This is a genomic window from Mesorhizobium sp. M2A.F.Ca.ET.046.03.2.1 (assembly GCF_003952425.1).
Taxonomy (GTDB): Bacteria; Pseudomonadota; Alphaproteobacteria; order Rhizobiales; family Rhizobiaceae; genus Mesorhizobium.
The window spans coordinates 2,554,181-2,578,485 of sequence record NZ_CP034449.1 but is presented as its reverse complement, the minus strand read 5'-3'; the positions used below and the strand labels follow the sequence as shown (position 1 = coordinate 2,578,485).

The following is a 24,305-nucleotide window of genomic DNA, read 5'->3' as shown; positions in this document are numbered from 1 at the left end:
TGCACCGACTTTCGGTTATTCGGAACGATCGAAACGCGAAGGCTTCCGGCGTGGACCGCCGGTCGGATCCGGGCCGTAGCCCGGATCCTGGTGGAGGATGAGGAAAATATCAGGCCGCGCGCGGCGGTCTGTTTGCCGGATGGCTACTTGATGGCATCCCAGCTTTTCTGGATGTCGGCGGCGACGTCCTGCGCGGACTTGCCGCCGACCAGGTCGATCATGCCGGTCCAGAACGAGCCCGCGCCGACCTTGCCGGGCATCAGGTCGGAGCCGTCGAACCGCACCGTCGTGGCTCCAACGAGGATCTCGCCCTGCTTCTTCAGCGCGTCGCTGCCATAGGCGTCCTTGTTGGCGGCCTTGAACGGGGTGACGAAGCTCTTCTGCGCCATCCACAATTCATGCGCGAGCGGCATCTGCAGGAACTTGATGAACTCGCGCGAGGCCTTGGAGTCCTTGGTGATCATCACCAGCGTTCCGGCCACTTCCAGCGGCGTGCCCAGCTCCGGCTTGGAGGCGTAGGGCGGATAGGGGAAGAAGTCCGCATCCTGGCCGAGCTTCACGTTCTCCGGGAAGAAGGAAGGAATGAATGAGGCCTGATGGTGCATGTAGCATTTGGGCGGCACGGTGAAGAGGCCCTTCGGACTGTCGCGGAAGTCGGTCGCCGCGACCGCCTTGGCGCCGCCATCCACCATCTTGTCGTCGGTGGCGATCTTGCCGAAGATGTCGATGGCGTTGACCACGGCCGGGTCGGTGAACGGGATCTCGTTCTTCGTCCACTTGTCGTAGACTTCCGGCGGCTGTGTGCGCAGCATGATGTCCTCGACCCAGTCGGTCGCCGGCCAGCCGGTGGCGCCGCCCGAACCGAGCCCGATGCACCAGGGCTTGCCGCCATCGGCGACGATCTTCTTCTCGAGGTCGGCCAGCTCTTCCTGGGTCTTCGGCACCTTGTAGCCGGCCTCGTCGAAATTATCCGGCGAGTACCAGACCAGACCCTTCACGTCGATCTTGTAGGGGAAGGCGTAGAAGCCGGCCTTGCCGTCCTTGCCATTATAGGTGCCGAGCTTGGCCCAGGAGTCGCCGGCGGCATAATTTTCCTTGATCCAGGCGGCGACGTCGTCGCCCAGCGGGGTCAGCACGCCCTTGGAAGCAAGGTCCTGGATCAGGCCAGGCTGCGGCAGGACGGCGATGTTGGGCGGGCTGCCGGCCTGGGTGTCGATGACGATCTGCTGCTCATAATTCTCGGACGAGGAATATTTGACCTCGGCGCCGGTGGCTTCCTGGAAATAATCGAGAACCGAACGCACAAGCGTCTCGTCCTCGCCGCGCCACGGCCCGAAGATCGTCAGCGTCTCGCCCTTGAGGTCGACCTTCTTGAGGTCGTCGTAGTTCGCCCAGTGGAATTTCGAATCCTCGCCCGGCTTGAACTTCAGTTCGGCATGTGCCGGCAGGCCAAGGGTGAGCGCAGCGAACGCGGCACCCAAGAGAAGCATTTTCTTCATCGCAGTCCTCCCAGTGTTGAGACAGTTCGGACGAAACCTCCATTTCATCCGCCGACGCCCACGGAACTGTGACTCAGCGAGAAGGCAACCGCAACCTTTCGAAGAGTGTTCCAAAGCGCTTTGGCTAACTTGATCTCGCCATTGAATCGTCATGAAGTCAAGAGGCTCGTGTTGCTAATCGATTTAAAAAAGGCCGAATGCCTGAAGAAAGTGCAGTGCAGCAAGCTTTTTTGGCGCTGCAGCAGCAATTTTGGCTTCAAACACGGTCGATGCGCCTCTAAGCTCACCTCGTCTGGCGATTGCGCCAGCCATCATCGGGTCGATTAAAATTGAAAGCGCTTTGAGGCTGGAGGCCTCCGATGAACCTCAAGCAACTGTCGCACATGCTGTCGCTTTCGCAGACCACGGTCAGTCGGGCATTGAACGGCTACCCCGAGGTCAGCGAGGAAACCCGGCGCCGGGTGATGGACGCCGCCAAGCGCCACGGCTACCGGCCGAACCCCAGCGCGCGCCGGCTCGCCACCGGCAAGTCGGGCATGATCGGCTATGTGCTGCCGACGGGCGCCGCCGTCGACATCGATCCGCATTTCGTCGAATTCCTCTCCGGCCTCGGCGACTATGCCCGGTCGCACGAACTCGACCTGGTGCTGTCGCCCGCTGATGCCGACGATGAGGAGACCACCTACCGCCGCATCGTCGCCAACCGGCAGGTCGACGCCGTCTACATCTCCTCGCCGCGTCCGGCCGACCGGCGGCTGGCCCTGGTCAATACGCTGGGCATACCCTTCATTGCCCATGGCCGCAGCGAAGGTTTGGATTTCGATTATCCCTATCTCGACATCGACAATGAGGGCGCCTTCCACGAAGCGGCGCGGCTGCTGCTTCAGCTCGGCCACAAGCGCCTGGCGCTGATCAACGGCAATGAGCGCGAGACCTTCGCCATCCACCGCGAGCGCGGCATGCGCCGGGCGCTTGTCGCGAGCGGGATGACGCTCGGCGAGCGTCTCATCCGCTCGGTGACCATGACCGAGGAAAACGGTTATCGCGCCGCCCGCCGCCTGCTTGAGGACAGTGAGCCGCCGACGGCGATCGTCTGCTCCAGTCTGATCATGGCGCTGGGCGTCGTGCGCGCCGTGCGCGATCTTGGCCTGACGATACCGGGCGACCTGTCGCTGATCGCCCATGACGACGTCTTCCCATGGCTGCGGCCGGAAAATTTCCCGGTGCCTTTGTCGACGACGCGCTCCTCGATCCGCCTTGCCGGCGCGCGCGTCGCCGAGCGGCTGGCGGCGCGCATATCGGGACTGGAAGAGGGCGCGCGCGGCGAGGTGTGGCCGGTGGATCTGGTGGTGCGGGGATCGGTGGCAGGGGCGCCGGTCTAGGGCAGGATCCAACAGCCTAGCCAGCCGCCGCCTTTCGGGCTGTTTTTACCTCGTGGGACAACGATCCGCCTTCGCCTGCTCCTGATCTTGGACGGCAACAACCGGTAAGCCTGGACCGTCAACCGATCCTTCAGGGTGCGCCATTTGCCCACATTCCCGTTCACCGAAGCGGATCCAATCCAGTACCCTGGGCCGCCGCCGAAGACTTCGGAAGTGATGATCGTCGGTGGCGGTGTCATCGGCGTAACGACGGCGCTTTTCCTTGCCGCCCGCAACATTCCGGTGACGCTGCTGGAAAAGGGCCGCGTCGCTGCCGAGCAGTCCTCGCGAAATTGGGGCTGGATCAGAAAGCAGGGACGGGACGCGGACGAACTGCCGATCGTTATCGAGGCTATCCGCCTGTGGCGGCAACTGGCCGACGAAAGCGGCGAGGACATCGGGCTCACCCAGACAGGCGTGACCTATCTGGCCAACACCGAAAAGGACATGGCCGGCTTCGAAGCGTTCATGAAGATCGCCGCGATCCATGGGCTCGACACACGTCTCCTGGATGCGGACGAAACCGCGAAGCTCATCACCGGCATGTCGCGCAGATTCAAGGGCGCGATGACGACGCCCTCCGACATGCGCGCGGAACCCTGGCTGGCGGTGCCGGCGCTGGCCCGGCTTGCCGCGCGAAAAGGCGCCAGGATCGTCGAGAATTGCGCGGCGCGCACCCTCGACATCGAGGCCGGCAGGATCAGGGGCGTGTGGACCGAGGCGGGATATATCGAGACCTCCACCGTGCTGGTCGCGGGCGGCGCCTGGTCGTCCCTGTTCCTGGCGCGGCACGGCGTGTCCATCCCCCAGCTCAGCGTCCGGGTAACCGTAGCCGCGACCGAGCCCTTGCCCGAGATCTATGCAGGCGCGGCCGCCGACGACCACATCGCTTTCCGGCGCAGACAGGACGGCGGATACACGCTCGCCGGCGGCGGCAGCCATTTGCTTTACCTCGGGCCTGACGCATTTCGGCATGCCACCAAATATATCCCCGCCCTCAGGAACGATCCGTTCGGAGCGCGCTATTTCCCGTTCGCGCCGTCAGGCTACCCGGACGGCTGGTCGACGCCGCGCGATTGGGCGCCGGATGAAGAGAGTCCCTTCGAGAGAATGCGGGTGCTCAACCCGGCCCCCGAACCGGCCCGGCTGCGCGCGACAGAGCGCAATTTCAAACAGCTTTTTCCCCAGTTCGAGAAAGCGCGCTTGAAGGTCGGCTGGGGCGGCATGATCGACGCCATGCCCGATGTCGTCCCTGTCGTCGATCGGGTCCAGGCGATCGGCGGTCTCTTCGTGGCGACCGGAATGAGCGGCCACGGCTTCGGCATCGGGCCCGGCATGGGCCGCGTCGTCTCCGACATGATCCAGGGAAACGACACCGGCCACGACCTCAGCCGCTTCCGGCTGCCGCGCTTCTATGACGGAAGCCCGGTACGGTTGGGTCCGGCTCTGTAAGCGCATGTGGCCGAGGATCAATCCTTGGCAGCCTCCGCCGCCTTATTTCAAGCAGGCCGTAGCCGTCGCAGGTTGTCCCTGATGACGTCTTCCCGGGGCCGCGGCTGGAGAATTCCAGGTGCCGCTGTCCGCCTCGTGCTCCGGCTCGCCGGCGCGCGGCGTGTCGCCAAGGGTGTCTGGCGGCGCGCATCTGGTGGTGCGAGGGTCAGTGGCTGGGGGCGCCGGCCCGGGAATCCAAGCCGGCGCGGAGGCGCTGGCGGATACCTCAGGCGACTGCTTCGGCCGGCGCGTCGAAGCGGTCGGCCTTGCCACCCGTGAAGCCCTGCCTGGTCTCGGGATCATTGAGCACCGTGTAGGGGAAGATCGGTCGCGTCGCGCTCACCTCATCAAGGCGTGCAATTTGCTCCGGCGACAACGTTACTTTTGCCGCAGCCAGGTTGTTTTCGAGCTGAGCCAGCGTGCGTGGTCCGATGATCGGGAGCGAGCCCTTGGCCGCAACCCAGGCGATGGCGATTTCACTGGGCGTGACTCCGGCGTCCTTCGCAACCGCGATCAGGGTGTCGAGGATGGCAGTACGCTGCGCGGAATCTTCGGCTTGGAATACCCTGCCGCCGAAACCCTCCGCGCGGCCTTTCTCGCCTTTGCGGTACTTTCCGGTCAACATGCCGCCGCCAAGCGGTGACCAGGCCACGATGCCGAGGCCGAGCGCTTGCCCTGCAGGCAGGAGTTCCAGTTCGGTCGTTCGCTCGACGAGGCTGTGCTCCACCTGAAGACCTGCAATAGGGGCGGCTCCGCGCAATTCCGCAATGGTGACGGCCCTCGCCGCCCGCCAGGCGGGAAAGTCGGAAAGACCCGCATAAAGGATCTTGCCGGCCTGGACTAGATCGTCAAAGCCGCGCACGACTTCTTCGACCGGGGTGACTCCGTCCGACATGTGAGCCCAATAGAGATCGATGCGATCGGTTTTGAGCCGCCTGAGGCTCGCCTCGACCGATGAGACCATGGCCTTGCGGCTATTGCCCGTGACCAGAATACCGGCCGCGGGGTCCGTCCGCATGGTGAATTTGGTGGCCAACACGAAATCGTCGCGCCGCCCAGCCAGCAGATCGCCCAGGATTTCCTCGGATTGACCGAACTGATAGCCGTTGGCCGTATCGATGAAGTTGCCGCCGGCGTCCGCATAGGCGTCGAAGATGCGACGGGCCTCCTCGGGCTCAGCGCCATGTCCCCAGCCCGTCCCGAAGCTACCGGTCCCGAGCACCAGTTCGGAGACCCGAAGTCCCGTGTGCTTCCCGAAAAGTCTGTAACGCATGCCTGTTTCTCCATTGGTTGCGATCGCAATCAAAAAGCGATGTCCGGCATCTATTTGACTTTGGTGGCGATCGCAACTAAAAAATTCGTGACATTGGTCTGGAAGCTGGAAATGCGTGTTTCGAAGGAAAAAGCTGCGGAGAACCGGCACGCTCTGTTGCAGGCGGCGAGCAGGCTGTTCCGTAAACGGGGAATAGACGGCGTCGGCGTAGCGGAAGTCGCCAAGGAGGCCGGACTGACGCATGGAGCGCTCTATGCACATTTCTCGTCGAAGGATGAGCTGGCGGCGGCTGCGTTTTCCCATGGCTTCGCGGGAAACATGGCTGATACCCGGGCTTGGGCGGGTGATCGCAGTCCCACCTTCGAGGAATACCTCGCTGGATATCTTTCAGCGGATATGCGCGACAGAGTCGAGACGGCTTGTCCGATGGCCGCTTCCGCAAGTGAAGTTGGGCGGCAGGACAGCGCCGTCAGCGCCAGCTTTACGCGTGCATTTGAGGAAATGGCAGCGACGCTTCAACGTTCGCTTGAGACGACGATTCCCGCGTCTGAGAGACGCCGTCTCGCCGTTGCTGCCGTCGCTGCCGAAATCGGCGCTATCGCAGCATCTCGCGCCATCGCAAAAACAGATGTGGCGCTGGCGGACGAGGTGCTTCGGGCCGTTCGGGAGACGCTCGGCCTTGCTCACAAAGCACAAGCAACTGGCGTCGAGCAGGCCGCCGCATCAGTATAAGCGCGGTATCGGGAACCCGGCAGCCAATTTATTGACGGGCCTGCCACCTTAAACTCACTACTTCGCCGCCTCGGCCGCCTTTGTATCGATCAACCCATAACCAAAGTCATTGTCCCGCCCCTTGGGCCCGAGATCCTTCGCCGTTGCCGCCAGTGCCTTCTCGATATCGTCGGCCGAGCGTTCCGGCGAAGCATGGATTAGATTGGCGATCGCGCCGCTCACGATGGCTGCCGCGAAGGAGGTGCCGGTCACCACGTCCGAACCGGCGCCGCTCGGCGCCACCATCTCGACGCCCGGCGCCGAGATAAACACATAGGCGCCGCGATTGGCCTGCGGCATCAGTCCGTCCTTGGCGTCGGTCGCGGTCACGGCGATCACGCCGTCGAAGGCGGCCGGATAGCCATAGGGCGCCTTCGGGCCGTTATTGCCGGCGGCCGCCACCAGCACCATGCCCAATGCCCGCGCATTGCGGCAGGCGGTGCCGAGCAGGTCGTTCTTCGGGCCGACGAAGCTCATATTGATGATGCGCACATTCTGCTCGGCCGCCCAGTCGAGCGCCGACAGGATGACGTCCATGGTCGACTTGCCGCCTTCGAAGGCGCGCGCGTGATAGATCTTGGCGCCCGGCGCCATGCCTTCCAGCGGCCCGACGCCGGCGATCAGCCCGTCGACCGAGGTGCCGTGGTCGCGCTTCTCGATCGGCACATTGGGCATGGCGTCATATTGGTCAGCAATGACGCCCTTAAGCGCCGGGTTGGTGTCGTCGATGCCGGTGTCGATGACGGCGACCCGCACATTCTCGCCGCTCGCCTGTTTTGAATCGAGCGCGATGCGGTCGAAGGCATAGTTCACGATGCCGGCCGCCTGTTGCAGCGTGTAGATATGGTTCGGCTCGCGCCGTTGTGTGCGGCCGTCGGCGGCAAGCTGCGCCAGCACCACGCCGACGGGGCGCCCGTCGGTGATGCCAAAGCGCACCAGCGTCGAGCCAAGCAGCCGCGACTGGCGCTGCGAGCGCACCTGCAGGCCGAAGGAATTGGCGATCTGCTGAACCACGCCGGCGTCGCCGTCGACCGTCACCAGCACCTCGTCGGGCACGAATTCGCCGGCGATGGCGCGCGGCGGCTCCGCCAGGTTGAGGCCTTGCGGCACGGTGACCGGACCGCTCGGCGCCGGAGCGGGCGGCGGCGTGTTGCCGGAACCGCTCGATGACGATGCGCCGTTGGACGGCGCCGGCATTTGCGGGGCGGCGCCTGCCGGTGGGTTCGGAAAGAGATCGACGATCAGCGCCGGCAGGAACACCGCACCGCTCGCAGTGCCTGGCGTTCCTTCGCCATTCTTGGCGCCGCCGTCCCTGTCGCAGTCGCCGCCTGCGGTTGTCGTGCGGTTCAGGCAGTCCACCTGCTTCTGCGTCAGATTGGGATCGTTGGTCTGCGCGAACGCAGGCGCGGCGACAAAAGCCGCCGCCGCAAGGAGCGCCACACGAAGAATGATCCTTGGTCCCGACGCAATTCCGGACGGAAAACCGCGGCGCACTTTTCCTGGAATTGCCTTAGCCGCCATCGGCCGGTTTCCTTCCCTGGATCACAGTATCCGCGAAAGGCTGGGCGGCAACAAGGCCGACGAGCCTGTCGTAATCGGCCGCCGTGCTGGCCGGGATCGTCAGGTGGAACACGCCGTCGGCGGTCGGTCCGCTGGCGATCTTCAGCCCGTTCTGGCCGAGGAAGGCGGCGATATCGGCCATCTTGGCATCCGGCTTGAACTTGGCCAGGGCGAAAGGCAGCTTCGCCAGATCGTCCTCGGCGCCGGCCACCTCGAAGTCGTTGCCCTTGCCGCCCGGCCGTTCGAAGGACTGCACCAGGACCAACGCCAGCAGCGCAGCGGCCGCCGCCCAGGCGACGCCGGCCGGCATCGCCGTCACCCGGCCAAAAACTTTCGCCAGCCAGGATTGGCCGGGCACGCGCACGGGGCCGGCCTCGGCGTCGAGCGCCCTGGTAAAACGGCTGAGCGCATCGGCTGGCGGGCGGATCGCCTCGTTGGCGGCGGCGGTGCCGGAGAATTCGGCTTCCGCTTCACCAAGGGCGACCATCGCCGCCGGATCGGTGGCCAGCCATTCCTCGACGGCCTCCAGCTCGGCGCCTTCCAGCGAGCCGTTCAGGTAGAACGGCAGCAGCGTCTCCATCTCGTCGCGGCGCGACATCTTTTCAGCGGCGCTCATGGCCACCCCCTGTCGTAACCGGCGGCCTTGAGGGCTTCGCCGAGTTTCTTGCGGGCGTAGAACATCCTGGTCTTGACGGTCGCGACTGGAATGCCAAGCACCTCGCCGATCTCGGTCACCGACTGGCCATGGTAATAGGCAAGGTCGATCACCGTGCGATGTTCTTCGGCCAGGGCATCGACGAAACGGCGCAAGGCGGCGGCCTTGTCTTCCTTCATGGTGACGACTTCCGGCGTGTCGGCGCTGTCGGGGACCTGCGCCGCGTCATCGTCGTCGATCCAGTCTTCTTTCTTCTTGCGCAGCGAAGACAGCGCCTTGAAGCGGGCGATGCCGAGCAGCCAGGTCGAGACTTCAGAGCGGCCCTCGAAGCCGGGCGCCTGCTTCCACAGCTCCAGAAAAACCTCGTTTGCGATATCGTCGGCCATCATTTCCGATCCCGTCTGGCGCGCCACGAAGCGGTAGATCCGCGCGTGGTGACGCATGAACAGGAGCCGAACGGCGGCCCGGTCGCCCTTCGCGACCCGGTCTACAAGCGCGCGATCGGTTTCCGTCGCCGCATTCATGGCCGGTCGAGCCGCCTGGCTCCTCGAAGCTCTGTCGCTGATCGGTCCAAAAAGGTTCACCCTCCGCCGAGGAATTTTCGGAGGCTAACCGAAGAGCGGGGAGGTTGCCAGTAGGGGCGCTTTTCCTTCTCCCTTGTGGGAGAAGGTGGCGCCGAAGGCGACGGATGAGGGGTGTTCCAGGGAATGCCCGCGTCTCACTCCGCTGGAACACCCCTCATCCGTCTCGGCGCTGCGCGCCGATCCACCTTCTCCCGCAAGGGGAGAAGGGAAGGCCGCGCTAACCCAAAAACACCTTCGCCTTCATCGTCTCCGGTATCGCCACGCCAAGCCGGCTCAGCACCGTCGGCGCGAGCTGCAGCTGGTCGAGCAGAGTGTCGGCCTCGGGGCCTTTCGCGGGCCCGAAATAATAGAGCGCGAAATCCTGCATCTCGTCGTCATGGCCGCCATGGTGGCCGCGGTCGGTCTGGCCGTGGTCGGCCGTCACGATCACTTCATAACCGGCTTCGCGCCATCGCGGCAGGAAGGCGGCGAGCATGCCGTCCATGGCGTAGCAGGCATGGTCCATCTCGATGCAGTCATGGCCGAAGCGATGTCCCATCGAGTCCAGCGTGCAGGTGTGCAGGATGCCGTAGTCGATGCCGTGGCGCTTCGCCAGCATGGTCAGCGTCGCGAACAGGTCGACGTCGCTCGGCGTCATCTGGTTCTTGAGATTGTAGCCGGTCATGGTGTGGAAGCGGCCATGCGTGATCGGTCCGCTCGGATCGTCGAACTCCATGTCCTCGACAAGGTCGAACGGAAAGCTGCGGAAGAATTCCGACCAATAGGAATGGGTCACCGCACCCGTCTTGCCGCCGGCCTTGCTGACCTCCGAGAAGATGTCCGGCTGCGTGACGCGAAAGCGGTTCTCGTTGGAAAGTATGCCATGCACCTGCGGCGTGACCCCGGTGTGGATCGAGGCGTAGCAGCAGGCGGACGTCGACGGCAGCACCGAGCGCATCTTCCACACCTGCGCCTCGCCCGACTGCGTCCATCCCTCGAGATTGCCCATCAGCCGGCGCCAGTTCCGGTAGGGCACGCCGTCGAGAATGATGAGCAGCAGTTTGGATTTGAGCGCCACGGACAGCTTCCTGTGATTGTCGGTCTAAACAAGAACGCCGCGCGTCCAAGGGACACGCGGTGTTCGAAGAATTATACTGATGTCAGGCGTTCAGCCAGCATTCGCAGAGCGCGTAGCCGTCCATCATCTCGCCATTGGGGTTCTTGGCGTAGCCGCTGATCTTCTTGGTGTTGGCAGCGTCGACGAACTGGTTGAAGAACGGCACGATCAGGCCGCCTTCGTCGCGCATCAACATCGCCATGTCGCGATAGATCGCCTTGCGCCTGGCCTGGTCCAGCTCGGCGCGCGCCGCATAGAGCATCTTGTCGAATTCGGGCCGCTTGAAGCGTGTGTCGTTCCAGTCGGCGGTCGACAGGTAGCCGGTGGAATACATCTGGCCTTGCGTCGGCCGCCCGCCCCAATAGGAGAGCGAGAAGGGCTGCTTGTTCCACACCTCCGACCAGTAACCGTCGCCCGGCTCGCGCTTGATCTCTATTTTGATGCCGGCCTTGGCGCAGGACTGCTGGTAGAGTTGCGCCGCGTCGACCGCGCCGGGGAAGGCGACGTCCGAGGTGCGCAGCAGGATCGAGCCGCTGTGGCCCGATTTCTTGTAGGCGGCTGCCGCTTTTTCCGGATCGAACTTGCGCTGCTCGATATCGGCGGAGAAAAGCGGGTAGGCTTCGTTGATCGGGAAGTCGTTGCCGACCGAGCCATAGCCGCGCAGGATCTTGTCGAGCATCTCCTCGCGGTCCATGGCGAGCTTCAACGCCATCCTGAGGTCGTTGTTGTCGAAGGGCGCGGTGTCGCAGAACATGTTGAACGGGTAGTAGCCGCGCCCCGACACGTTCTCGACGCTGACACCCGGCATGCGTTTCACCAGATCGACCACCTTGGGCTCGACGCGGTTGATGAGATGCACCTGGCCGCCCTGCAGCGCCGCGAGCCGGGCCGTCGGATCGTTGATCACGACAATCTCGATCTGGTCGGCATGGCCGGCCTTGTCGCCGCGCCAGTAATTGGCGAAGCGCTCGCCGCCATGCTTCACGCCGGGCTGGTTGACGGCGACCTTGTACGGCCCGGCGCTGACGCCGGCATTCGGGTTGTCCTTGCCGCCATTCGGCTGGATCACCAGGTGGTAGTCGGCCATCAGATAGGGGAAGTCGGCGTCGGCGTCGCCGAGCGTCACCACCACGTCCTTGCCGTCGGCCTTGATGGTCTTGATGTTCTTCAAAATGCCGAGCGCGCCGGATTTCGACTTCTCGTCGGCGTGGCGCTCGAGGGTGGCGACGACATCTTCAGCCGTCACCGTCTTGCCGTTGTGGAATTCGACGCCGTCGCGGATCTTCATCGTCCAGGTCTTGGCGTCGGCCGAGGCGCCGATCTCCTCGGCGATCAGGTTCTCGACGCCTCCATCGGGCGTCAGCCGGACAAGGAATTCGCCCCACTGCTTACAGAAGTTGAATGTGACCTGGCTGAGGTTCAGCGCCGGGTCGAGGCTGTTGGTCGATTCACCGCCCTGCAGGCCGGCCTTGATGATGCCGCCCTTCACCGGGCTCGCGGCGAAGGCCTTGCCGGCCAGCGTCGTCGCCAGCGCCGCCGAGGCGCCGAGCGCTGCCGCGCGGCCGAGGAAATCGCGCCGCGATATCCTGCCCTTGCCGGCGAGTTCGGCGAGATGATCGAGTTCCGTATGCATGTCCTGCCCCCTTCTTCGAGATTGATTCCGGTGCGGGTTCTATCCGCCCGCGGCGATCTTTCCCCTTCCCTGTTGCGGCCGCATGACAAAAGTGCCTTGGGTCGATTTTGGCAGGCTAATTTCCAGCGCTTTCCATGCGTCGGCCCTTGATCGCCTTCTCCAGCCAGCCGATCTCCATCTCCGGCACGGAGGAGAGCAGCAGGTCCGTATAGGCGTCGAAAGGCGGCGTCAGCACCTTGCTCTTGGAGCCGTAGCGCACCACCTCGCCGCGATACATGACAGCGATCGAATCGGCGATCGACTTCACCGTCGCCAGGTCATGGGTGATGAAGAGATACGCGACCTTTTCGTGCTGCTGCAGGTTGAGCAGCAGTTTCAGGATGCCGTTGGCGACCAGCGGGTCGAGCGCCGATGTCACCTCGTCGCAGATGATCAGCTTCGGCTTGGCGGCGAGCGAGCGCGCGATGCAGACACGCTGCTTCTGGCCGCCGGAAAGCTCGGCCGGGTAGCGGTCGACGAAACCCTTGCCCATCTCGATCTCGTCGAGCAGCTCGGCGACGCGCTTGTCGCGCTCGCGGCCCTTCATGCCGAAATAGAACTCCAGCGGCCGGCCGATGATGGTGCCTACCGTCTGGCGAGGGTTCATCGCCACGTCGGCCATCTGGTAGATCATCTGCAGCTGCCGCAGGTCCTCCTTCGGCCGGTCGGCCAGCCTGTTGGCGAGTGGCCTGCCGTCGAAGGTGACGGTGCCCTCCTCGGGCGGCAACAGGCCTGTGATCGCGCGCGCCAGCGTCGACTTGCCGGAGCCGCTCTCGCCGACCACCGCCAGCGTCTGTCCCGGATAAATGTCGACCGAGACGTTCTTCAGCACCTTGACATGGCCGCCGCCATAGGCGGCGGTGACATTCTTCACCGACAGGAAGGGCGTTGTGCCGGGCGGCTGTTCCTTGTGCTCGATCTCATGCACAGAGACCAGCGCGTTGGTGTATTCCTGGCGCGGCTCCTTGATGATCTGCCGCGTGCCGCCCCACTCCACCAGCCGGCCATGGCGTAGCACCATGATCTCGTCCGACACCTGGGCGACGACGGCAAGGTCGTGCGTGATGTAGAGGGCCGCCACATGCGTGTCGCGGATGGCGTCCTTGATCGCCGCCAGCACGTCGATCTGTGTCGTCACGTCGAGCGCCGTGGTCGGCTCGTCGAAGACGATGAGGTCCGGCTCCGAGCAGAGCGCCATCGCCGTCATCACGCGCTGCAGCTGGCCGCCGGAGACCTGGTGCGGGTAGCGCTCGCCGATCGTTTCGGGATTGGGCAGGCTGAGCTTCTTGAACAGCGCGACGGCCCGCTTCTCGGCTTCGGCGCGCGTCGCGGTGCCATGCAGCATGGCCGCCTCGACCACCTGGTCGATCAGCTTATGGGCCGGATTGAAGGCGGCGGCCGCCGATTGCGCGACATAGCAGACTTCGCGTCCGCGCAGCGCCCGCACGCCCTTGGGGCCGGCTTTCAGGATATCGCGGCCGTTAAGGATCACCTCGCCGCCGGTGATGCGCACGCCGCCACGGCCATAGGCCATGGACGACAGGCCGATGGTCGATTTGCCGGCGCCGGATTCGCCGATCAGGCCGAGCACCTTGCCCTTTTCCAAGGTCAGCGAGACGTCGTGGACCAGCGTGATCGTCTTCGGCGCTTCGCCAGGCGGGTAGACGGTCGCCTCGATGCGCAGGTTGCGGATATCGAGGAGCTTGCCTGAATTTGCCTTGGTGTCGGCCATCAGCCGCGCCCTCCCTTCAGGCTCGTCGTGCGGTTGAGCACCCAGTCGGCGACGAGGTTGACCGAGATCGCCAGCACCGCGATCGCGGCCGCCGGGATGAGCGCCGCCGGAATGCCGAAGACGATGCCGTCCTTGTTTTCCTTGACCATGCCGCCCCAGTCCGAATCCGGCGGCTGCACGCCGAGGCCGAGGAAGGAGAGCGCTGACAGGAAGAGCACCGCGAAGATGAAGCGCACGCCGAGCTCCGCCACCAACGGCGACAGCGCATTGGGCAGGATTTCGCGGAAGATGATCCAGGCCTTGCCTTCGCCGCGCAGCTTCGCCGCTTCGACATAGTCCATGACGTTTATGTCGACGGCGACGGCGCGCGACAGGCGGTAGACGCGGGTGGAATCGAGGATGCCCATGACCAAGATCAGCGTCAGCGTGTTGGTCGGCAGCACCGACAGCACGACGAGGCCGAAGATCAGCGTCGGGATCGACATCAGAAGGTCGACGAAGCGCGACAGCAGCGTGTCGAACCAGCCGCCGAAGACAGCCGCCGTGAAGCCGAGGATTGAGCCCAGCGAGAAGGACAGCGCCGTCGCCGCCACCGCGATCTCCATGGTGATGCGCGCGCCATAGATCATGCGCGAGATCAGATCGCGGCCGAGATTGTCGGTGCCCAGCCAATGCGCCGCCGACATAGGCTCCCACACGTCGCCGACGATCTCGCCATTGCCGTGCGGCGCGACCCAGGGCGCGAAGATGGCGCAGAACGCAAAGAAGCCGGTCAGGATTAGCCCGATCCAGGCGGTGAACGGAATTTGTCGTAGCGCCATTCGCTTCAGTTCCCCCTCTGGTCGTCCTGCATCCGGCCCGTCATTTCGGATGCTCTCGTCACTTCGGATGCCTGAGCCGCGGATTGGCCACGATGGCGGCGATATCCGCGACGATGTTGAGCGAGATGTAGACCGCGGCGAAGATCAGGCCGACCGCCTGCACCACCGGCACGTCGCGTTTGGCGACATGGTCGACCAGATACTGTCCCATGCCCGGATAGACGAAGATCACCTCCACCACGACGACGCCGACGATGAGATAGGCGAGATTGAGCATGACGACATTGACGACCGGCGCGATCGCGTTCGGAAAAGCATGCTTACGGATGATGTCGAAGGGTTTCAGCCCCTTGAGCTCGGCCGTCTCGATATAGGCCGACTGCATGACATTGAGGATCGCCGCGCGCGTCATGCGCATCATATGGGCGAGCACCACCAGGGTGAGCGCCGTGGCCGGCAGCACCACGGCCTGCAGCCTTTCGAGGAAAGGCGTGGAATCATCCACCGTCGAGATGCTCGGGAAAATCTGCCAGTGCACCGCGAACACGAAGATCAGCACATAGCCGATGAAGAATTCCGGGAACGATGTCGAGGCCAGGGCCAGGCCGGAGATCAGCTTGTCGACGAAGCCGTTGCGGTAGCGCACTGCAATCAGCCCAAGGATGACCGCCAGCGGCACAGCGACGATCGCCGCGCACGCGGCCAGGAAAAGCGTGTTCTTCAGCCGGGTGCCGATCGAGCTTGCAATGTCGAGCCCGCTCGACTGCGCCGTGCCGAAATCGCCATGCAGGATGCCCCACAGCCAGTGCACGTAGCGCAGCCATGCCGGGTCGTTGAGCCCGAGCTGTTCGCGCAGGTTCGCCAGCGCCTCCGGCGTTGCCGACTGGCCGAGGATCGCCTGGGCGACGTCGCCCGGCAGGATCTGCGTGCCGGCGAAGATCAGCACCGAAACGGCGAACAGAAGAACCAGGCCCAGCAAGATACGCTGAGCGACCAATCTCAGGATCGGAGACGACATCGGCTACCTGCAATGGTGAAGAAGGGACGGTGCCCGCCTTTCAGGCAGGCCATGAAAGCCGGAAGGGCCGGCTCGCGCCGGCCCTTTCCTATCCTTCGTCAAGCCTGCAGCCAGCACTCGATCAGCGCGTGGCCGTTGCTGAGTTCCTGCGCCGGGTTGTCGACCCAGCCTTCGACGCCCTTGCCGGTCGCGTCGACGAACTGGTTGAAGAACGGCACGATCAGGCCGCCTTCGTCGCGCATGATCTCGCCCATGTCGCGGTAGATCTTCTTGCGCTTGGCTTCGTCGAGCTCGCCGCGCGCCGCAAGCACCATCTTGTCGAAATCCGGCCGCTTGAAGCGCGTGTCGTTCCAGTCGGCGGTCGAGAGATAGGCGGTCGAATACATCTGGTCCTGCGTCGGACGCCCGCCCCAGTAGGAGAGCGAGAAAGGCTGCTTGTTCCAGACTTCCGTCCAGTAGCCGTCGCCCGGCTCGCGCTTGATCTCGATCTTGATGCCAGCCTTGGCGCAGCTCTGCTGGTAAAGCTGGGCGGCGTCAACGGCGCCAGGGAAGGCGACGTCGGACGTGCGCAGCAGGATCGAGCCGCTATGGCCGGACTTCTTGTAGAGCGCGGCGGCTTTTTCCGGATCGAACTTGCGCTGCTCGAAATCCTCTGCGAACAGCGGATAGGCCTTGTTGACCGGCATGTCGTTGCCGACCTCGCCGTAGCCGCGCAGGATCTTGGTCAGCATCTCCTCGCGGTCCATGGCAAGCTTCAGCGCCATGCGAAGGTCGTTGTTGTCGAAGGGCGCGGTGTCGCAGAACATGTTGAACGGATAGAAGCCGCGGCCTGAGGCGGCGCGGATGGTGACGCCGGGCAGCCGCTTGACCAGGTCGACGATCTTCGGTTCGACGCGGTTGATCATGTTGACCTGGCCGCCCTGCAGCGCAGCCATGCGGGCCGTCGGGTCGTTGACGACGATGATCTCGACCTGGTCGGCATGGCCGTATTTGTCGGCCTGCCAGTAATTGGCGAAGCGCTCTCCGCCATGCTTCACGCCGGGCTGATTGACGGTGACCTTGTACGGGCCGGTGCCGATGCCGGCATCCGGCTTATCGTTGCCGCCATTCGGCTGGATGATCAGGTGATAGTCCGCCATCAAATAGGGGAGGTCGGCGTTCGGGTCCTTCAGCGTGACCACGACATTGCCTCCATCGGCCTTGATGGTGTCGATGCTCTTCAGGACGCCCAGCGCGCCCGACTTGGATTTTTCGTCGCTGTGGCGCTTCAGCGTCGCCACCACGTCGTCCGGCGTCACTTCCTTGCCGTTGTGGAACTGAACGCCCTTGCGGATCTTCATCGTCCAGGTCTTGGCATCCTTCGAGCTGCCGATCTCCTCGGCGATGAGATATTCGACGCCGCCGCCCGGCGCGAGCTCGACCAGCGTTTCGCCCCAGCACTTGCCGAAGGCGAACGGAACCTGGCTGAGGAAAGTCGCGGGATCGAGGCTGTTGGTGGATTCACCGCCCTGCAGGCCGGCTTTCAGCGTGCCGCCCTTGACCGGGCCGGCAGCGCGCACGGCGCTGGAGAGCAGCGAGTTGGCGAAAGTGGCGGTGACGCCAAGCGCGGCGGCGCGACCGAGAAAGTCGCGACGGCTAAGTTTCCCGGCCGCGACTCGCCGGCTGAGATAGTCGAGTTCGTTGGACATTATGGTTCCTCACTCTGGGTATGCGACCTTATGGTCGTTTCTTCTATTGGAGGAGATAATGACCGTAAGGGAAAGCGGCAGGCAAGACCGAATGCGACATGCGGTGGCGTAAATCGCATGTCGCGTTTGGACCAATCTTGCCTCCGCTCAAACCAGGGAGCGGGGAATCGTCTGCTCGAAATCGCGTTCGAAGATCAGCTTTTCGCCCTCATAGGCTTCGATTCTGGCGCTGACGATGAAGCTCTCTGCGTCCGATCGCATGTCGGCAAAGGTTTCGGTCCGCACCGACCATTCATCGCGCGACAATGTCTGCGTCCAATGCGTGGCTCCGGTGGCCGACAGCGGATCGTCGGGATGGATCGCCCATGTCTCGCGTACGATGCTGCCATTGACCAGCCCGTGGTCGAGATCGCGCACCGCGCCGAAATCGTCGGTGATGGAAAGCGTGACCGTGCCGGTCTTCTCGTCGCGGTCGATATGGCGTTCGGAACTCGTCGGCCTGATCGTCTCGGTCGCCCAGGGCGTCGCGCCTTCCGGCTCAGGGAACGAAACCTCATTGCCTTTCGCCAGCGGCCGCAGCGGCAGCTTCAGCGTGGCCTTCGCAAGATCGAGTTGCACCGGTTCCGGCGAGGGCCAGATCATCGGCCAGTAGGCGGTCGAAACGGCGACGCGCAATTTATGGCCGGCCGGCACGCGGTAGGCGCATTGGTCGAGCACGACGCGCGCCGAAAAGGTCTGCCCTGGCACCAGCGCCTGCGGGAACTCATGCGAGTCGCGGTGGGTCAAATTGAGCAAGCCATAGGAGATCAGTTCCGAGGCGCCGTCCGGGTGCACATCGCAGAGACGCACCGCGATGTTGGCCTGCGGCCGATCGGAGGCAACTCGGACCGCGAGCTCCGGCGCGCCGACGATGTCGATCGCCTCACCGAGCTCGGGCTGGTCGAAGCAGACCGACAGCGCGTCGTCGGGGCGTTGGTCGCCGGGCAATTCCGGCCCGAAGGTGAAGGGAAAATACTCGCCGCCGGCGAGGCCGCAGGTCTGCGGCGAAGCGACGATCAGGGGTTTGCCGCCATTGGCGATAAGCTCGATCGCCTCGACCTTGATGTTTGAGGACGGCCATTCCTGCTCCGCCACCCAGCGGCCCGGCCGTTCCGGGTGCCAGCGCGCCGGCCGCACGCTGTCCATCACATAGGCGCGGTAGTCCGGATCGGCCTCGACGCCGGTCGCAGCACCCTTTAGCCAGCGGTCCCACCAGCGCAGCGCCTCCTGCAGGAAGCCGATCGCCGGATTGGGTCCGGCGTAATGCGGGTATTTGTGGATCCAGGGGCCGACGATGCCTTTGACCGGCGACTGGATGCCGGTGACGAGATTGGAGATCGTGTTGCGGTAGCCGTCATGCCAGCCGCCGATCGACAGCACCGCCGCTTTGACCGCCGAAAAATCCTCACAGATCGAGCCGCGCTTCCAATAGGCGTCGCGGTGCTGGTGACTGAGCCAGAGCGGCAAAAGGAAGGCCTGGTTCTCCAGCCGGCTGAGCCATAAGTCGCGCCAGCGGTTGCCGCCGGCAATCGCCGGATCCGGCGGCCGTGACGAATAGGACAGCATCGTCGAGGCCCAGCCGAAATTTTCCAAGAGCAGGCAGCCGCCCTTGTAATGGATGTCGTCGGCATAGCGGTCGACGGTCGAGCACAGGCTGATCACCGCCTTCAGCGCCAGCGGCTGTTTCGCCGCCACCTGCAGGCAGTTGAAGCCGCCCCAGGAGATGCCCATCATGCCGACATTGCCGTTGCACCAGGGCTGCGCCGCCGCCCAGGCGATGACGTCGCAGGCGTCCTGCAGTTCCTGCTCGGAATATTCATCGTCCATCAGTCCTTCGGAATCGCCATTGCCGCGCATGTCGACGCGGATCGAGGCATAACCGTGCCCGGCGAAATAGGGATGGGTGAGCTGGTCGCGAAAAATGGTGCCGTCGCGCTTGCGGTAGGGCAGATGCTCGAGGATCGCGGGCACGGGATTGTCGGCGGCATCCTCGGGCATCCAGATGCGCGCCGACAGCCGGCAGCCATCCGGCATGACGATGCCCATATCGGGAAATTCGACGACTTTGCGGGGGAATTCTGTGACGGTTTTCATGGGGCGCATAACGCTCCGCGGCGCACCGACTTTCAATCGCCATTCGCGACTGGAGCATCAAAAAATGCGACCTGGGTCGTTAGCGCAATTCGTCGAGCAATTCGGGGTGTTTTTCGAGCAACGTCATCAGCTGAATGGTCGGGCCGCTCGGCTCGATCAGACCTCGCTCATATTTGTCGAAGGCATTCTCGCCGACTTTGAACAGGGAACCCGCCTCACGCTGCGACAGCTTGAGCTTTGCGCGCATGCGCCGGATGGTTTCTGGCGCCGGCAGGCCGTCGATCTTTTCCTTGAGAATGCGCAGGGCGGCATCAACGGCAGCCATATCCTCCCCGACATGCACGCCGTCTCCGTCCGAAGCCGAAGCCGGATAGTAGCCCGGCAGGTCGACAACCATGCTCTCGCCTTTGTAGGTCACGGTGAACGGACGTACCCCGCGCGTCAGGATCTCTCCGGTTTCGGGAGAGATCATGGTTTCACTGGTTTCTGGCGCCATGTCATTTCTCCTTGAATGCCATGACCATGAATTCGGTCACGACATCAGCCTGGAATTTCACATAGAGAAGCATGTCGCGCGCCGGCACGTGATAGACATCCTGCCAGACCCGGTGATCGGCGAAGGTCGTCATCGATTTCACGAACATCTTCCGCGTCATGCCATCGATCACCTCGACAATGCCGGCGCGATCGAAACCAAGGCCGACCGCATCGCGCAGGGCTGACGTTGTGATAGCCAACGTGTCGACAGACCCGAACGTGGTCTTGATCGCCTCAAGATCGTAGGTGGGCCTGCGTTTCTCCATGACTCAATATGCCACCATAAAGGTGGCAATTCAAGGTAGGTGCAGTGGAAACGATTCAGTTCAGCGGAATGTCGTTCTCCGCCTTGCTCGCTTGGTAAGCGTCGGACAGCTCGTCATAGCGCTCCGAAATCCTGCCGATCCTTGCCTCCAGCCGCTTGCGCTCGGCTTCGGGCAGGGCGCGCACCAGCCTGCGAATGGAAAAGCTTTTCCAATAGGCGTTCTCGGCATTGTAACCGCCGGGGTCCAGGGTGAAGACCTCTTTCAGGATTTTGAGATCGTGCGGAATGGCGAAGCTGTCGCGCGAATCCTCGTGGCTGAACAGATAGTAGAAATTGTCGAAGCCGGTCCAGGTGATCGCTGACAGGCAGAGCGAGCAGGGCTCATGCGTGGCGAGAAACAACGCATCCTGGGTGTCGACGCGCTCAGCCTTCGGCATCTCATAGAAACGCTTCAGGCAATGCACCTCGCCATGCCAGAGCGGATTTTCCATCTCGTTGTTGGTCTCGGCCAGCACCAGCGAGCGGTCGTCCTTCCTGAGGATCGCGGCGCCGAACAGCTTATTGCCATGGGCGACGCCTTGCGCCGTCTTTGGCACGATGTCGTGCTCGATCACGTCGAGCAGGCGGTCGATCAGCGAAACGTCGGTCATGGAAGGGCTTTCAGGGAAGGTGGATCTCGTAAGGGTGCGAGAAGTGAAATTCCTCGAGATTGGAGCCGTCGCCGGCGCGGTCGACGATCAGGAAATCCTGTTCCTCGCCGATCGGCGTCAGCACGCCATGCCACAGGTTGCGGCGGTAGTTGATGCCCTGTCCGGGTCCGGCGAGGAAGGCGTGCGGCTCACCCGGGCCGTCCTTGGTGTCATGGCAGACGACCACCAGAAAGGGCCGCGGCGACAGCGGGATGAAGGCCTGGCTGCCGAGCGGATGGCGTTCGACCATGGTGAGCTTCAGCGGCATCTCGTAGGGCGTCCCGCGCACCATCGAGATCAGCACCCGCGCGTTCGGGCCGGCCGCTTCCGCCGTGGCCAGGTCGTGATAGCGCATCGCCTTGCCGCCATTGATCGGGTAGCGGTTGTCGCCGCCCATGTCGATGACGTCGCCGAAAGGCGCAAAGTTCTCGCGGGTCAGTGGCTTGGCAACGATGCGGCTCACCGCGCCTTGCCCCCGAGATAGCCGCCCCCAAGATAACCGTTAAGCCTGGCGTGGCGGTTGACGTCCTTGTAGAGCAAATAGCGGAAATTGCCGGGTCCACCGGCATAGCAGGCCTGCGGGCAGAAGGCGCGCAGCCACATGAAGTCGCCGGCCTCGACCTCGACCCAGTCCTGGTTGAGCCGGTAAACAGCCTTGCCTTCGAGCACGTAGAGCCCGTGCTCCATCACATGGGTCTCGGCGAACGGTATGACCGCGCCCGGCTTCAGCGTGACGATGGTGACATGCATGTCGTGGCGCATATCGGCCGGATCGACGAAGCGGGTCGTTGCCCAGCGCCCTTCCGTGCCCGGCATCGGGCTCAGCGCGACGTCCTGGTCGCTGGAGAAGAAGGCTTCCGGCACGTCGAGGCCGTCGACAGCCTCATAGGCCTTGCGGATCCAGTGGAATCGGGCAGCGGCGCCGCTCTCGTTGCGCACCGTCCAGCCGCTGGACGGCGGCAGGAAGGCGAAGCCGCCGGGGGCAAGTACATGCTTTTTGCCGGCCAGCGAAACGGTGATCTCGCCTTCGACGACGAACAGCACGCCCTCGGCGCCGGCGTCGAGTTCGGGCCGGTCGCTGCCGCCGCCCGGCAGGACCTCGACGATATATTGCGAAAAAGTCTCGGCGAAGCCCGAAAGCGGCCTTGCGATGATCCAGGCCCTGGTCTTGTCCCAGAACGGCAGCGGACTGGTGACGATGTCCTGCATGACGCCTTTGGGAATGACCGCATAGGCTTCGGTGAAGACGGCGCGGCCGGTCAAAAGCTCGTTCTGGCCGGGATGGCCACCCTGCGGCGCGTAATAGGTTCGCTCGGCAGTCTTGATCATATCCATGGGGTCCTGACCCTCAGAGCAATTCCAGTGTAAAGGGGTTGGATTCGGCGACTTCGCCCAAGCCTTCCGTCCGGAATTGCGTAAAAACAAACATCAGAGTGGGAGCATGTCTTTCAGGCGAAGCAACGCGATGCGTTCGACCTGTTTGCAGGCGGTTTCCAACTCGGTGCCGCGGCTGTTGCCGATCCGCGCCTCGAACTCCGCCAGGATTTCGTCCTTGGACTTGCCCTTGACCGCGATGATGAAGGGAAAGCCGAAGGTGGTGACATACGCGGCGTTGAGTTTCGAGAACAGCTCGCGCTCCTTGTCGGTCAGCGCGTCGAGCCCGGCGGAGGCCTGCTCCCTGGCCGATTCCGGCGTCAGCCGCTTGGCCGCCGCCAGCTTGCCCGCAAGGTCGGGATGGGCGTTGAGCACGGAAAGACGCTCGGCCTCCGTCGCCGCGCGGAAGACCCGGCAGAGCGCGTTGTGCAGGCCGCCCGCGCTGTCATGCGCCGGCCCAAGCTCCAGTTCGTAGGCGCGCTCGGCAATCCAGGGCGAATGCTCGAACACGCCGCCAAAGGCGTGCACGAATTCCTCGAACTCCATCCTGGACGGCCGCAGCGCCGGCGCCTGATAGGGATGCTTCTCGCGCCAGTGTTTGGCGATGTCGATGCGCCGGGTCAGCCAGACCTTGTCATGCGACTTAACATAATCGACGAAGCGCTTCAGCGCCGCTACCCGACCGGGGCGGCCGACCAACCGGCAGTGCAGGCCGATATTCATCATGCGCGGCCGGCCTGCCTTGCCGTCGGCGTAGAGCGTGTCGAAACTGTCCTTCAGATAGGCGAAGAACTGGTCGCCGGAGTTGAACCCTTGCGGCGTCGCGAAGCGCATGTCGTTGGCGTCGAGCGTGTAGGGGATGATGAGCTGCGGCGTCTCCAGCCCGTCGCGGTCGAACCAGTAAGGCAGCTCGTCGTCATAGGTGTCGGAGACATAGTCGAAGCCGCCTTCCTCGGCGACGAGCCGCACCGTGTTCACCGAGGTGCGCCCGGTATACCAGCCGGTCGGCCGCGCGCCGGTCACCTCGTAATGCAGCCGGATCGCCTCATCGAGGTCGCGCTTCTCATCCTCGGCCGCATGGTCGCGATAGTCGATCCATTTCAGGCCGTGCGAGGCGATCTCCCAGCCGGCTTCCTGCATTGCGACGACCTGATCGGGCGAGCGTGCGAGCGCGGTGGCGACGCCGTAGCAGGTCACCGGCACCTGCGCTTCGGTGAACAGCCTGTAGAGCCGCCAGAAGCCGGCGCGGGCGCCGTATTCATAGATCGACTCCATGTTCCAGTGGCGCTGGCCGACCCACGGCGCTGCGCCGACGATCTCGGACAGGAAGGCTTCCGAGGCCTTGTCGCCGTGCAGCACACAGTTCTCGCCGCCTTCCTCGTAGTTGACGACGAACTGAACCGCGACGTGCGCGCCGCCAGGCCATTTCGGGTCCGGCGGATTGGCCCCGTAACCGCGCATGTCCCTATCGTAACGCATTGTCGCTCCTGCCCGATGGTTGCGATTAAGATATCGAAAGGAGTGCGCATGCATTCCCCCGAAAATTTTTGAAAGTGCTTTTTGCCCCGCTCCGCTCGACCGGGGCTTATGCATCGCCTTTAATTGGCGCACAATTGATCTGAGATTGTACCGAGACGGGAGGCCGCCAGTGGCAGAAACGTCGAAAGCCGATGGCGGGCGCCTGACCACCCATGTGCTGGACACCGCGACCGGACGGCCGGCAAAGGGCCTGTCGATCGAGCTTTTCCGCATCGAGGCCCAGAGCCGCACCCATCTCAAGACCGTCGCCACCAATGACGATGGTCGCTGCGACGGGCCGCTGCTCGCCGGCGCCGAGTTCCGCACCGGCGAATATGAGCTGGTCTTCGCCGCCGGCGACTATCTGCGTGGCCAAGGCATCAGCTTGCCTGAGCCTGCTTTCCTCGACATCGTGCCGATCCGCTTCGGCATGGCAGAAGCGCGGCACTATCACGTCCCGCTCTTGATTTCGCCCTATGGCTACTCGACCTATCGGGGGAGTTGAGAC

General features: G+C 63.9%; 22 protein-coding genes. 4 read left to right on the top strand and 18 right to left on the bottom strand.

The window, feature by feature from the left end:
* Window positions 1-143: 143 nt before the first annotated feature.
* Window positions 144-1,499, bottom strand: a complete 1,356-nt coding sequence (locus EJ072_RS12200) for an ABC transporter substrate-binding protein (RefSeq protein ID WP_126079920.1) — start codon at window positions 1,497-1,499, stop codon at window positions 144-146.
* A gap of 359 nt (window positions 1,500-1,858) precedes the next feature.
* On the opposite strand from EJ072_RS12200, the gene EJ072_RS12195 reads away from it, so the two are divergent.
* Both EJ072_RS12195 and EJ072_RS12190 read left to right on the top strand, forming a co-directional pair.
* Complete coding sequence (locus tag EJ072_RS12195) at window positions 1,859-2,881, top strand: substrate-binding domain-containing protein (protein ID WP_126079919.1); 1,023 nt, start codon at window positions 1,859-1,861, stop codon at window positions 2,879-2,881.
* 144 nt (window positions 2,882-3,025) lie between these two features.
* Window positions 3,026-4,372: an FAD-binding oxidoreductase gene (locus tag EJ072_RS12190; RefSeq protein ID WP_126079918.1), complete on the top strand. Its 1,347-nt coding sequence runs from the start codon at window positions 3,026-3,028 to the stop codon at window positions 4,370-4,372.
* A 265-nt stretch (window positions 4,373-4,637) separates the two neighbouring features.
* Here the strand turns inward: EJ072_RS12190 and EJ072_RS12185 are convergent, their stop codons facing one another.
* Window positions 4,638-5,684, bottom strand: a complete 1,047-nt coding sequence (locus EJ072_RS12185) for an aldo/keto reductase (protein WP_126079917.1) — start codon at window positions 5,682-5,684, stop codon at window positions 4,638-4,640.
* Between the two features lie 39 nt (window positions 5,685-5,723).
* On the opposite strand from EJ072_RS12185, the gene EJ072_RS12180 reads away from it, so the two are divergent.
* Window positions 5,724-6,416: a TetR/AcrR family transcriptional regulator gene (locus EJ072_RS12180; RefSeq protein WP_245463142.1), complete on the top strand. Its 693-nt coding sequence runs from the start codon at window positions 5,724-5,726 to the stop codon at window positions 6,414-6,416.
* A 57-nt stretch (window positions 6,417-6,473) separates the two neighbouring features.
* On the opposite strand, the gene EJ072_RS12175 is transcribed toward EJ072_RS12180, so the two are convergent.
* From EJ072_RS12175 to puuE, 16 genes are all read right to left on the bottom strand, one after another.
* Window positions 6,474-7,895 carry a S8 family serine peptidase gene (locus tag EJ072_RS12175; RefSeq protein WP_245467290.1) on the bottom strand — a complete coding sequence of 474 codons (1,422 nt, stop codon included), beginning with the start codon at window positions 7,893-7,895 and terminating at the stop codon, window positions 6,474-6,476.
* Between the two features lie 70 nt (window positions 7,896-7,965).
* On the bottom strand, window positions 7,966-8,631 hold the full coding sequence (locus EJ072_RS12170) for an anti-sigma factor (protein WP_126079916.1): 666 nt from the start codon (window positions 8,629-8,631) through the stop codon (window positions 7,966-7,968).
* Entirely contained in the window at window positions 8,628-9,194 is a 567-nt protein-coding gene (locus tag EJ072_RS12165; protein ID WP_126079915.1) for a sigma-70 family RNA polymerase sigma factor, read from the bottom strand. The genes EJ072_RS12170 and EJ072_RS12165 overlap by 4 nt, the downstream gene beginning before the upstream one ends.
* Window positions 9,195-9,471: 277 nt before the next feature.
* Entirely contained in the window at window positions 9,472-10,311 is an 840-nt protein-coding gene (locus EJ072_RS12160) for an alkaline phosphatase family protein (RefSeq protein WP_126079914.1), read from the bottom strand.
* Between the two features lie 82 nt (window positions 10,312-10,393).
* Window positions 10,394-11,983, bottom strand: a complete 1,590-nt coding sequence (locus tag EJ072_RS12155; protein WP_126079913.1) for an ABC transporter substrate-binding protein — start codon at window positions 11,981-11,983, stop codon at window positions 10,394-10,396.
* A gap of 115 nt (window positions 11,984-12,098) precedes the next feature.
* A complete protein-coding gene (locus tag EJ072_RS12150; protein ID WP_126079912.1) occupies window positions 12,099-13,754 on the bottom strand; it encodes an ABC transporter ATP-binding protein in 1,656 nt (551 codons plus the stop codon).
* Window positions 13,754-14,575 (bottom strand): ABC transporter permease, encoded by an 822-nt coding sequence (locus tag EJ072_RS12145; protein ID WP_126079911.1) that lies wholly within the window; start codon window positions 14,573-14,575, stop codon window positions 13,754-13,756. The genes EJ072_RS12150 and EJ072_RS12145 overlap by 1 nt, the downstream gene beginning before the upstream one ends.
* Before the next feature lie 58 nt (window positions 14,576-14,633).
* The gene (locus EJ072_RS12140; protein WP_126079910.1) at window positions 14,634-15,593 is read right to left on the bottom strand and encodes an ABC transporter permease; all 960 of its coding nucleotides are present in this window, start codon (window positions 15,591-15,593) and stop codon (window positions 14,634-14,636) included.
* 98 nt (window positions 15,594-15,691) lie between these two features.
* Window positions 15,692-17,281 (bottom strand): ABC transporter substrate-binding protein, encoded by a 1,590-nt coding sequence (locus tag EJ072_RS12135; protein WP_126079909.1) that lies wholly within the window; start codon window positions 17,279-17,281, stop codon window positions 15,692-15,694.
* Window positions 17,282-17,428: 147 nt separating this feature from the next.
* Window positions 17,429-19,414, bottom strand: a complete 1,986-nt coding sequence (locus EJ072_RS12130; protein ID WP_126079908.1) for a CocE/NonD family hydrolase — start codon at window positions 19,412-19,414, stop codon at window positions 17,429-17,431.
* A gap of 79 nt (window positions 19,415-19,493) precedes the next feature.
* Window positions 19,494-19,910 (bottom strand): type II toxin-antitoxin system MqsA family antitoxin, encoded by a 417-nt coding sequence (locus EJ072_RS12125; RefSeq protein ID WP_126079907.1) that lies wholly within the window; start codon window positions 19,908-19,910, stop codon window positions 19,494-19,496.
* 1 nt (window position 19,911) lies between these two features.
* Window positions 19,912-20,217: a type II toxin-antitoxin system MqsR family toxin gene (locus tag EJ072_RS12120; RefSeq protein WP_126079906.1), complete on the bottom strand. Its 306-nt coding sequence runs from the start codon at window positions 20,215-20,217 to the stop codon at window positions 19,912-19,914.
* A 55-nt stretch (window positions 20,218-20,272) separates the two neighbouring features.
* The gene (locus EJ072_RS12115; protein WP_126079905.1) at window positions 20,273-20,866 is read right to left on the bottom strand and encodes a nucleoside deaminase; all 594 of its coding nucleotides are present in this window, start codon (window positions 20,864-20,866) and stop codon (window positions 20,273-20,275) included.
* A 10-nt stretch (window positions 20,867-20,876) separates the two neighbouring features.
* Window positions 20,877-21,368 (bottom strand): ureidoglycolate lyase, encoded by a 492-nt coding sequence (locus tag EJ072_RS12110; protein WP_126079904.1) that lies wholly within the window; start codon window positions 21,366-21,368, stop codon window positions 20,877-20,879.
* Window positions 21,365-22,240, bottom strand: coding sequence for a bifunctional allantoicase/(S)-ureidoglycine aminohydrolase (locus tag EJ072_RS12105; protein ID WP_126079903.1), 876 nt, complete (start codon window positions 22,238-22,240; stop codon window positions 21,365-21,367). The genes EJ072_RS12110 and EJ072_RS12105 overlap by 4 nt, the downstream gene beginning before the upstream one ends.
* Window positions 22,241-22,333: 93 nt before the next feature.
* On the bottom strand, window positions 22,334-23,758 hold the full coding sequence (gene puuE / locus EJ072_RS12100) for an allantoinase PuuE (RefSeq protein WP_126079902.1): 1,425 nt from the start codon (window positions 23,756-23,758) through the stop codon (window positions 22,334-22,336).
* Between the two features lie 169 nt (window positions 23,759-23,927).
* Between puuE and uraH the strand changes: the two genes are divergently transcribed.
* Complete coding sequence (gene uraH / locus EJ072_RS12095; RefSeq protein ID WP_126079901.1) at window positions 23,928-24,302, top strand: hydroxyisourate hydrolase; 375 nt, start codon at window positions 23,928-23,930, stop codon at window positions 24,300-24,302.
* The last annotated feature ends 3 nt before the right edge of the window (window positions 24,303-24,305 follow it).